The following is a 9930-nucleotide window of genomic DNA, read 5'->3' as shown; positions in this document are numbered from 1 at the left end:
CCGCGCTGGTGCTGTTCGACCCGGACCTTGCCGGCGACCCCGGGTTCGCCCTGTCTGTGCTGGCCACGGCCGGCCTGCTGCTGCTCGCTCCCGGGTGGCGCGACGGGCTGCGCCGGCGGGGTGTGCCGCCCGGGTTCGCGGAGGCGCTGGCGGTTCCGGCCGCCGCGCAGCTCGCCTGCGGCCCGGTGGTCGCCGGGATCTCCGGCACGGTGAGCCTGGTGGCGGTCCCGGCGAACCTGTTGGCCGTCCCGGCGATCGCTCCCGCCACGGTGCTCGGTGTGGTGGCGGCGGTGCTCTCCCCGGTCTGGCCCGGGGGAGCGGAGTTCGCGGCCTGGCTGGCGAGCTGGCCGGCCTGGTGGTTGGTCACGGTCGCCCGGTACGGTGCCCGGCTGCCCGCCGGCACGCTGTCCTGGCCGGACGGGACGCCCGGCGCGCTGCTGCTGGCCGGGCTGACCGTGGCGCTGCTGATCGCCGGCCGCCGGCCGGTGGTGCGCCGGCTGGTGGCGGTGGTCGCCGTCGCGGTGGTCGCCGGCACCCTTCCGGTTCGTCTCGTCGCCGGCGGCTGGCCGCCTGACCGTTGGGTGGCGGTGGCGTGCGCGGTGGGCCAGGGTGACGCGCTGGTGCTGCCGGTTGCCGCCGGCCGGGCGGTGGTGGTCGACGCCGGCCCGGACCCGGCGGCGGTGGACGGCTGCCTGCGGCGGCTCGGCGTACGGGAGGTGCCGCTGCTGCTGTTCAGCCACTTCCACATCGACCACACCGGCGGGATAGCCGGGGTGTTCCGGGGGCGCCGGGTGGCGGCGGTGCGCACCCCGCAGTGGCCCGAGCCCGCCGCCGGGCGGGACCTGGTGCGGGCCGCCGCCACGGCGGGCGGGGCGGCGATGGCTCCGGCCACGGCCGGGTGGGCGTACCGGGCCGGCGGGGTGGAGTTGGTCGTGCTCGGGCCGCCGTACCCGCTGCGGGGCACCCGGGTCCGACCCGAACAACAACTCGCTGGTTGTTGCGCGCCACGGTGGCCGGGGTGCGGATCCTCCTCGCCGGGGACGCCGAGACGGAGGAGCAGCGGGCGCTGCTCGACGGACTGCCGCCCGGCGACGTACGCGCCGACGTGTTGAAGGTCGCCCACCACGGGTCCGCCTACCAGGAGCCGGCGTTCCTGGACGCCGTCCGGCCGAGTGTCGCGCTGGTGCCGGTCGGGGTCGGCAACTCGTACGGGCACCCGAACGCGGCCGTGCTCGCCCGGCTGGCGCGGGGCGGGGCCCGGGTGCTGCGCACCGACACCGACGGGGACGTGGCGGTGGTGCGCGGCGGCGCGGGGATGGCCGTGGTGGTCAGGGGCGTGCCGCCCGGGCGACGCCTGGGCTGACCGGCGGGAATTAGTGGCATTAGTGGTGGAGGGAGTTGAATGTCTAGATTTGCGTTGACTGCGGGCTATGCCGACGCAGGGCTCGACGAGCAGGCACGCACGGCGGAGCGGACGTGCGAACATGGGCGACGTGACCGTGGCCGACCTCGCTCCCATTCTGCTGGTCCTCGGCGACGAGGAACTGCTCGCCACGCGCGCGGTGACCGAAGCGGTGGCCCGGGTCCGCGCCGTCGACCCCGGGGTGGACGTCCGGGAGTACCAGGCCGGCGCGCTGACCGTCGGCGAGATCGCCGAGATGCTCAGCCCGTCGCTGTTCGGCGGCCGACGGGTGCTGGTCCTGCGCGCGGGCCAGGACGCCCGCAAGGACCTGGTCGCGGCCCTGCTGGCGTACGCCAAGAACCCCGACCCCGAGGTTCACCTCGTGGTGCTGCACCTCGGGGCGGCCAAGGGCAAGGCGTTCGCGGACGGGCTGCGGGCCGCCGGCGCGACCGTGGTGCCGGCGGCGAAGCTCAAGGGGCACCGCGAGCGGGTGGCCTTCGTCCGCGACGAGGTCCGCCGGGTCGGCGGCAAGTGCACCGACGACGCGGCGGAGGCGCTCATCGCGGCGGTCGGCACCGACCTGCGCGAGCTGGCCGCCGCCTGCTCGCAACTGGTCGCCGACACGGACGGTCGGATCGACGCCGACACCGTGGCCCGCTACTACAAGGGGCGGGTGGAGGTGAGCGGTTTCACCGTCGCGGACGCCACCATGGTCGGTGACGTCCCAGCGGCGCTGGAGGCGTTGCGCTGGGCGCTGCACGTCGGCGTCGACCCGGTACCGATCGCCGACGCGCTGGCTGACGGGGTCCGCACCGTTGCCCGGGTAGCGGCGGCGGGGCGGGGCGACCCGTACCAGCTCGCCAGCACCCTCGGCATGCCGGCCTGGAAGATCAAGAGCGCCCAGCAGCGGGCCCGGGGCTGGACGCCGGAGGGGCTGGTGCGGGCGATGAGGGCAGCCGCCGAGTGCAACGCTGCGGTCAAGGGAGGCTCGGACGACCGGGCGTACGCCCTGGAACGGGCGGTGTTCTCGGTCGCGGCGGCCCGGCACGGCGGCACCCGGTGAACCGCCCGGCCCGGGCGTCGTGGGCGACGGTGCCCACCGAGGAGAAGCGGTACCGCCCCCTCTACGCCCGGGCCCTCGGCCTGCGGTTCGTCAACCCCGGCGGGGTGCTCTGCTTCCTCTTCTTCGAGGGGGCCGTCTCGCTGGCCGCTCTGCTCGCCCTGGCCGAGCTGGTGACCTGGTGGGCGGTGCTCGTCCTGCCCGCCGCCGTGGCCGTGATGGTGAAGCTCAACGACATGGTGGCCGAGCTGGTGGTCCGGACGGCCGCGTTGGTGCCCGAGCAGGAGCGGGACCGGTTCCGCCGGCAGCTGGAGCCCGTCGTCGGCCGTGCCACGGTGCGCAGTGCCGACGGTGCCCAGCTGCACGGTGCCGACGCCGGGGTGCGTAGTGTCGGCACCCAGGTGCGCGATGCCGGTGGCCACGCGGGCGCGACCGGTGCCCGGGGCCGGGTGGCCCTCAGCAACGTACGCGCCGTCGGCCCGCCCGGGAGGCCGGGCGTGGTCCCGGGCGTCCTCGTCGACTCCGACCCGACAACCCGTGTCGAGGAGTCCCAACCCGGCCGGTGACCGGCCCCCGTCCGTGTCGACCGACCCGCGCCGACCCGGCGGGGCCCCGCTCGTGTCCGGGCGATCCCCGCCGGCGTGGCGATCCCCATCCGGCGTGGCGATCCCCACCCGTGCCGGGCGATCCTCGACGCGCCGGATGGGCGCCCGACGGGACGATCGACTCCATGCCGTCGACGTGGGGGTGTCCCCGGGGGAGGAAGGCCCCATGTCGGCGACATGTCGCCGGCGCGGACACGCAGAAAGCCGGAAGCCCCGGGAGTCCCGGGGCTTCCGGTCAGGTCTGGGCTCGCCGCGTCAGGCGGAGAGCGAAACCACGCGCTTGGCGATTGCCGACTTGCGGTTGGCCGCCTGGTTGGAGTGGATCACGCCCTTGCTGACTGCCTTGTCCAGCTTGCGCGAGGCGTCCCGCATGAGCGCGGTGGCCTTCTCGGCGTCACCGGCCTCAACAGCCTCGTTGAACTTCCGGACGGCGGTCTTCAGCGACGACTTGACCGACTTGTTACGCAGCCGGCGCTTCTCGTTCTGCCGGTTGCGCTTGATCTGGGACTTGATGTTCGCCACGCGACAGCCTCGTCTTGATAGCTCGGGTTGGTCTGCTTATGCGCGCGACGAGCATGCGTCATCGCTGCGCGAAGAGCTAGGCTACCAGGTCTGCCGGGACGAGCCAAAACGGCTCTGTCGCCCGCCGGCCGCAGTCCCCCTGAGCCCCTGCTCCTACCGCTCCTGCCGGTGGCCCGACCGGTCGTCCCCGCCCGGTCGCCAGGCGCGTCCCCACCCCGTCCGTGCCCGCCGTACCGCGCCGCGTCGGGCGGCTCTGTCAGACTCCCAAGCCATGAGGACCGACGACTTCTGGCAGTTGATCGACCAGGCCCGGGTCGGTGGGGGCGGCGCGGCCGGCGCGGTCGCCGCCCGGGCGGTCGCGCTGCTCGCCGAGCGCGACGCCGCCGATATCGTCGGGTACGCACGGCACCAACGCCGGGTGATGGCGGCGTCCTACCGCGCCGATCTCTGGGGTGCCGCCTACCTGATCAACGGTGGCGCGTCCGACGACGGGTTCGAGTACTTCCGGGGCTGGCTGATCACGCAGGGGCGGCAGGTCTTCGCCCGTGCCGTGGCCGACCCGGACTCGCTGGCCGAGCTGCCGAAGATCCGCCAGGCGGCGCTCACCGGCGAGGAGTTCGAGGCCGAGGCGATGCTGACGGTCGCGGAGGAGGCGTACCGGAAGGCGACCGCGAGCGAGCTGCCGCCGGTGGAGCGGATCCCCTATCCGGAGCTGGGCGAGTTCTGGGACTTCGACGACGAGGACGAGGCCCGCCGACAGCTTCCGAAGCTCGCAGCGCTGTTCGTCGAGGCCCCGCCGGAGTGACCGGCGGGACCGGCGCCGCCGGAGTGCCATGGGCGGGCCGCCGCGGGGGCTCCCGGGCAGTGGACGCCGGGAGGAGTGATCCGACCGCGCCCGGGGCGACGTGGGAGCATAGAGGGGGCCGGCGTCCGCGCCGGCCCGCTCACGTCAGCCGACCAGAACGGACCGCTGTGCCACCGACGCTCGATTCCGGCGCGAACGCTCCTGGTGCCACCGACCCGGCGCGCATCCGGAACTTCTGCATCATCGCCCACATCGACCACGGGAAGTCGACCCTGGCCGACCGGATGTTGCAGCTCACCGGCGTGGTCGACCCACGGCAGATGCGCGCGCAGTACCTCGACCGGATGGACATCGAGCGCGAGCGCGGCATTACCATCAAGAGCCAGGCCGTGCGGATGCCGTGGACGATCCGGGAGGGCGACCGGGCCGGCGAGCAGGCCGTCCTCAACATGATCGACACCCCGGGCCACGTCGACTTCACGTACGAGGTGTCCCGGTCCCTGGCCGCCTGCGAGGGCGCGCTACTGCTGGTCGACGCCGCCCAGGGCATCGAGGCGCAGACCCTGGCGAACCTCTACCTGGCGCTCGAGAACGACCTGAAGATCATCCCGGTGCTCAACAAGATCGATCTGCCGGCCGCCCAGCCCGAGAAGTACGCCGAGGAACTGGCCCACCTGATCGGCGGCGACCCGGCGGACTGCATCAGAGTCTCCGGCAAGACCGGCGACGGCGTGCCGTACCTGCTCGACGAGATCGTCCGGCAGTTCGTCCCGCCGGTCGGCGAGGCCGCCGCGCCCGCCCGCGCGATGATCTTCGACTCGGTGTACGACGTCTACCGGGGTGTGGTCACCTACGTCCGGGTGATCGACGGCCGGATCAGCGCCCGGGACCGGATCAAGATGATGTCGACGGGGGCCGTCCACGAGCTGCTGGAGATCGGTGTCATCTCGCCGGAGATGGTGAAGGCCGACGCGCTCGGCGTCGGCGAGGTGGGTTACCTGATCACCGGCGTGAAGGACGTCCGCCAGTCCCGGGTCGGCGACACCGTCACCATCAACACCAGGCCGGCGACGAAGGCCCTGGGCGGGTACAAGGACCCGAAGCCGATGGTCTACTCCGGCCTCTACCCGATCGACGGGTCCGACTACCCCAACCTGCGCGAGGCGCTGGACAAGCTCAAGCTCAACGACGCGGCGTTGGACTACGAGCCGGAAACCTCGGGCGCGCTCGGCTTCGGCTTCCGCTGCGGCTTCCTCGGCCTGTTGCACCTGGAGATCATCCGGGAGCGGCTGGAACGGGAGTACAACCTCGACCTGATCTCCACCGCCCCGAACGTGGTCTACCGGGCCCTGACCGAGGACGGCCAGGAGATGGTGGTGACCAACCCGAGCGAGTACCCGACCGGCAAGATCGCCGAGGTGTACGAGCCGGTGGTGCGGGCCACCGTGCTCACCCCGAACGACTACGTCGGCGCGGTCATGGAGCTGTGCCAGGGCCGCCGGGGCAGCCTGCTCGGCATGGACTACCTCTCCGCCGACCGGGTCGAGCTGCGCTACACCCTGCCCCTGGCCGAGATCATCTTCGACTTCTTCGACCAGCTCAAGAGCCGCACCAAGGGGTACGCCTCCCTGGACTACGAGCCCTCCGGCGAGCAGGCGTCCGATCTGGTGAAAGTGGACATCCTGCTGCACGGCGAGCCGGTTGACGCGTTCAGCGCCATCGTGCACAAGGACAAGGCGTACAACTACGGCGTCACCATTGCCGCGAAGCTGCGCAACCTGATCCCGCGCCAGCAGTTCGAGGTGCCGATCCAGGCGGCCATCGGCAGCCGGGTGATCGCCCGGGAGACCATCCGGGCGATCCGCAAGGACGTGCTCGCCAAGTGCTACGGCGGTGACATCAGCCGAAAGCGCAAGCTGCTGGAGAAGCAGAAGGAGGGCAAGAAGCGGATGAAGATGGTGGGCCGGGTCGAGGTCCCGCAGGAGGCGTTCATCGCGGCCCTCTCGTCAGACTCCGGCGACGGCAAGGCCGCCGGCAAGAAGTGAGCCGGGCCGGCTCGGCACGCGACGCGATCGTGCCGAGCCGGCTTGCGCCGGTCAGCGCGCTGAGCGGGCGTACCAAAGGAACTTCCTCGCCGCGCGACGCGGCGGAGGCGGCCGGGAGCCTCCCACCTGGGGTTCCGGCCTTGGCCGGTCCGCCAGCGGCGGGCACGACATCGAGGTATGTCAGGCGACGCGCTTGGCTCGGGTTTGGATTTTCGGGCCCTCGGGAACTTAGCGGTCACGACAGCAACAACCTACCGTTGTGACACTTCTTGAGGAGGGCGACCATGGAGCTCACCGTCTGGGGCATCATCACCGCCATCGTTGTTGGTCTGATCGTGGGCGCGCTGGGCCGCCTGGTCGTCCCGGGCCGGCAGAACATGCCGATTTGGCTGCACATGCTGATCGGCATCGGTGCCGCCCTGCTCGGCACCGTGCTCGCCCGGGCCGTGGGCATCGCCACCGAGACCGCCGGGGTCGACTGGGGCGAGCTACTGGTCCAGGTCGTGATCGCCGCTATCGCCGTGGCCCTGGTCGCCGGTGTGGGCCGTCGCCGCAGCGTCACCCACCGGTAACCGACACATCGCTGCCTCGAACGGGCGCCCGACCATTCCGGTCGGGCGCCCGTTCCCGTGTGCGGCTGCGACGGGTTTGGATTTCCGGCGGCCCGGGAACCTGGTGGTTGCGACACCGGACAAGACTTGTGGAGCTTTCTGAGGAGAACGACCATGACTGTTACCGGAATCATCACCGCGCTCATCGTCGGTCTGATCGTGGGCGCGCTGGGCCGCCTGGTCGTCCCGGGCCGGCAGAACATGCCGATCTGGCTGCACATGCTCGTCGGCGTGGGTGCCGCCCTGCTCGGCACCGTGCTGGCCCAGGCGATCGGCGTCTCCACCGACACTCGCGGTGTCGACTGGGGCGAGCTGCTGGTCCAGGTCGTGGTCGCCGCTATCGCGGTCGCGGTCGTGGCCGGCTTGGGCGGTCGCCGCAGCGTCACCCACCGGTAAGCACGCCACGGCGTACGAACGGGCGTCCGACCTCCGCGGTCGGGCGCCCGTTCGCGTTCGTACGTCCGCTTTTGCCCCTTGTTGGACTGCCCTCGGGGCCGTCGCCTGCGGTACGGTCGCCTCGCCTCGCCCGCCCCTGTCGTAAAAGAATTTTTCCTACTAGGGTGCGGCAGAGAAGGTTAGTGCCAGGACGGCGCGAGGGAGATGTGGCGTGAACAGGTGGAAACGGCTGGCCCCGGTCACCGCCGTGGTGGCGTCGGCCGCGATGGTGCTCGCCGGATGCGGCGGCGCGGGTGACGACGAGGCCGCCGACAACCGCAAGCTGACGGTCTGGATGATGGGCGAGGGCAGCGAGGCGCAGACGACGTTCCTCGACGGCGTCGAGGCCGAGTTCAACAAGAAGCACCCTGACACCGACGTCGTCGTCCAGTACATCCCCTGGCTGGAGGCGCCCAAGAAGTTCCAGGCGGCGCTCGCCGGCGGCGAGGGCCCCGACGTGACCGAGCTCGGCAACACCGAGACCCAGGGCTGGGCCGACCAGGAGGCGCTCGCCGACGTCACCGCCAAGTTCGCCGCCTGGCCCGAGGGCAAGGACATCCTGCCCGACCTCGTCCGCAACGCCCAGCTCGGCGGCAAGCAGTACGGCGTGCCGTGGTACGCCGGCGTCCGCGCGCTGTACTACCGCACCGACTGGTTCGCCGAGGCCGGCGTCAAGCCGCCGACGAACTGGGACGAGCTGGTCGCCGCCGCCAAGGCCGTACAGGCCAAGAAGCCGGGCACCTACGGCATCGCCCTGCCGGGCAACTCGGAGCTGCCGTTCTACTCCTTCCTCTGGGCAGCGGGCGGCGAGATCGCCGTCCAGGAGGGTGACACCTGGAAGTCCGGCTACACCACCCCGCAGGCCCAGCAGGCGGTCAAGTTCTGGACCGATCTGGTCACCGTGCACAAGGTCGCCCCGCCGGCCGCCGCCGGCTGGAACGAGATCGACGCCCGGACCCAGTTCGCCACCGGCAAGGCGGCGATGGCCTTCGCCGGAAGCTGGCAGGCCGGTGCCATCAAGAAGGACAACCCCGAGATCGAGAAGGTCTGGGGCACCTTCCCCATCCCGGGCCCGGACGGTAGGCCGGCCCCGGCCTTCGCCGGCGGCTCGGACATCGCCCTGTGGCAGGACAGCAAGAAGCAGGACCTCGCCTGGGACTACCTGACCGTGCTGCTGAGCAAGCAGAAGGACAAGGAGTTCGCCAGCAGCCTCGGCTTCTTCCCAGTCTACTCCGACCTCGTCGGTGGCGGCGAGTACGCCAACGACAAGATCATGGCGGCGTTCGCCACCTCGTTGCAGAACACGAAACTGACCCCGCTCACCCCGAAGTGGGTCGAGGTCAGCCGTACCAAGACGGTGACCCAGGCTATGAACAGCTCGGTCATCAAGGGTCAGAAGACGGTCGAGAAGGCCACCGCCGACGCGGCGGCCGAGATGGAAAGCATCCTCAACGCGAAGTGACCTCGCTGACCCAGGCACCGGAGACGCCTGCCGCGCGGCAGACCCCCGCGCGGCGGCGTCGCCGGGTCGACCGCCTGCCCTACCTGTTGCTCCTGCCCAGTCTGGCTATCATCGGCGGGCTGCTGCTGTGGCCGCTCGGCCAGGTCGTGGCGATGTCCTTCTTCCGGCTCGACAACGTCCGGCAGTTGCGCGGCGACCGGGAATGGCCGTGGGTCGGGCTCGGCAACTACGCCGAGATCCTCGGCGACCCGTTCTTCCTCACGGTGCTGCGCAACACGGTGCTCTTCGCCGTGGCCAACGTCGTCCTCACGATGATTCTCGGCACGCTGGTCGGGCTGCTGCTCAACCGGCTCGGCAGGCGGATGGCCACCTTCGTGGCGAGCTGCGTGATGCTGGCCTGGGCCACCCCGGCGCTGACCGGCACCATCGTGTGGAAGTGGCTGTTCGACGACACCTCGGGGCTGGTCACCTGGCTGTTCAACGCCCTGCCCGACGGGCTGTCGAACGCGCTGTTCGGCCGCGCCGACTGGACCGGGTACGGCTGGTTCAACTCGCCACTGATGTTCTTTGCCATCCTCACCCTCGTGGTGGTCTGGCACTCGTTCCCATTCATCGCGGTGAGCGTGCTGGCGGGGCTGAGGAGCGTGCCGAGCGACCTGCACGAGGCCGCCCGGGTCGACGGGGCCGGCCCGTGGAAGGTCTTCTGGAAGATCACCTTCCCGCTGCTGCGCCCGGTCTTCGGCATCCTGGTGGTGCTCTCCACCATCTGGGACTTCAAGGTGTTCACCCAGCAGTTCGTGCTGGCCGGCGGCACCCAGGACCGGCCGACGTTCATGCTCTCGATCTACTCGTACGCCGAGGCGTTCTCCCCGCCGCCCAAGTACGGCCTGGGAGCGGCGATCGCCGTCATCCTCACGCTGATCCTGCTGGTGGTGACCGGCCTCTACGTGCGGATGGTGCTCAAGCAGGAGGAGGCGTCGTGA

9 protein-coding genes and 1 pseudogene are annotated in these 9930 nt (G+C 71.4%); 9 read left to right on the top strand and 1 reads right to left on the bottom strand.

Annotated elements, in window-relative coordinates; genetic code table 11:
* The 3 genes and pseudogenes from MCAG_RS08205 to MCAG_RS34570 form a co-directional block, all read left to right on the top strand.
* A pseudogene (locus tag MCAG_RS08205) lies at positions 1-1363 on the top strand (ComEC/Rec2 family competence protein); the annotation flags it as partial.
* 121 nt (positions 1364-1484) lie between these two features.
* Entirely contained in the window at positions 1485-2465 is a 981-nt protein-coding gene (holA, locus tag MCAG_RS08200; protein WP_007072495.1) for a DNA polymerase III subunit delta, read from the top strand.
* Positions 2462-3028 carry a hypothetical protein gene (locus MCAG_RS34570; RefSeq protein ID WP_007072494.1) on the top strand — a complete coding sequence of 189 codons (567 nt, stop codon included), beginning with the start codon at positions 2462-2464 and terminating at the stop codon, positions 3026-3028. Before holA ends, MCAG_RS34570 begins: the two co-directional genes overlap by 4 nt.
* Before the next feature lie 294 nt (positions 3029-3322).
* On the opposite strand, the gene rpsT is transcribed toward MCAG_RS34570, so the two are convergent.
* A complete protein-coding gene (gene rpsT, locus MCAG_RS08190; RefSeq protein ID WP_007072493.1) occupies positions 3323-3589 on the bottom strand; it encodes a 30S ribosomal protein S20 in 267 nt (88 codons plus the stop codon).
* 271 nt (positions 3590-3860) lie between these two features.
* Here rpsT and MCAG_RS08185 point away from each other — a divergent pair, with 271 nt between their 5' ends.
* The 6 genes from MCAG_RS08185 to MCAG_RS08160 all read left to right on the top strand — a co-directional run bounded on the left by MCAG_RS08185 (position 3861) and on the right by MCAG_RS08160 (position 9930).
* A complete protein-coding gene (locus MCAG_RS08185; RefSeq protein WP_007072492.1) occupies positions 3861-4394 on the top strand; it encodes a DUF4240 domain-containing protein in 534 nt (177 codons plus the stop codon).
* Positions 4395-4561: 167 nt separating this feature from the next.
* Entirely contained in the window at positions 4562-6439 is a 1878-nt protein-coding gene (lepA, locus tag MCAG_RS08180) for a translation elongation factor 4 (protein ID WP_007072491.1), read from the top strand.
* Positions 6440-6723: 284 nt separating this feature from the next.
* The gene (locus MCAG_RS08175) at positions 6724-7011 is read left to right on the top strand and encodes a GlsB/YeaQ/YmgE family stress response membrane protein (protein ID WP_007072490.1); all 288 of its coding nucleotides are present in this window, start codon (positions 6724-6726) and stop codon (positions 7009-7011) included.
* 153 nt (positions 7012-7164) lie between these two features.
* A complete protein-coding gene (locus tag MCAG_RS08170; protein ID WP_007072489.1) occupies positions 7165-7446 on the top strand; it encodes a GlsB/YeaQ/YmgE family stress response membrane protein in 282 nt (93 codons plus the stop codon).
* 211 nt (positions 7447-7657) lie between these two features.
* Positions 7658-8947 carry a sugar ABC transporter substrate-binding protein gene (locus MCAG_RS08165; protein ID WP_007072488.1) on the top strand — a complete coding sequence of 430 codons (1290 nt, stop codon included), beginning with the start codon at positions 7658-7660 and terminating at the stop codon, positions 8945-8947.
* Positions 8944-9930, top strand: coding sequence for a carbohydrate ABC transporter permease (locus tag MCAG_RS08160; protein ID WP_007072487.1), 987 nt, complete (start codon positions 8944-8946; stop codon positions 9928-9930). The genes MCAG_RS08165 and MCAG_RS08160 overlap by 4 nt, the downstream gene beginning before the upstream one ends.

Origin of the sequence: Micromonospora sp. ATCC 39149 (assembly GCF_000158815.1) — a bacterium.
In the GTDB taxonomy this organism is placed as follows: domain Bacteria; phylum Actinomycetota; class Actinomycetes; order Mycobacteriales; family Micromonosporaceae; genus Micromonospora.
Note: the sequence above shows the minus strand (reverse complement) of the source record. Positions and strands in the feature narration are given on the sequence as shown.

Excerpts from the sequence above, each read along its gene's own strand:
- holA (WP_007072495.1), top strand. The coding sequence starts at position 1,485 with ATGGGCGACGTGACCGTGGCCGACCTCGCTCCCATTCTGCTGGTCCTC.
- MCAG_RS08185 (WP_007072492.1), top strand. The coding sequence starts at position 3,861 with ATGAGGACCGACGACTTCTGGCAGTTGATCGACCAGGCCCGGGTCGGT.
- MCAG_RS08175 (WP_007072490.1), top strand. The coding sequence starts at position 6,724 with ATGGAGCTCACCGTCTGGGGCATCATCACCGCCATCGTTGTTGGTCTG.
- MCAG_RS08170 (WP_007072489.1), top strand. The coding sequence starts at position 7,165 with ATGACTGTTACCGGAATCATCACCGCGCTCATCGTCGGTCTGATCGTG.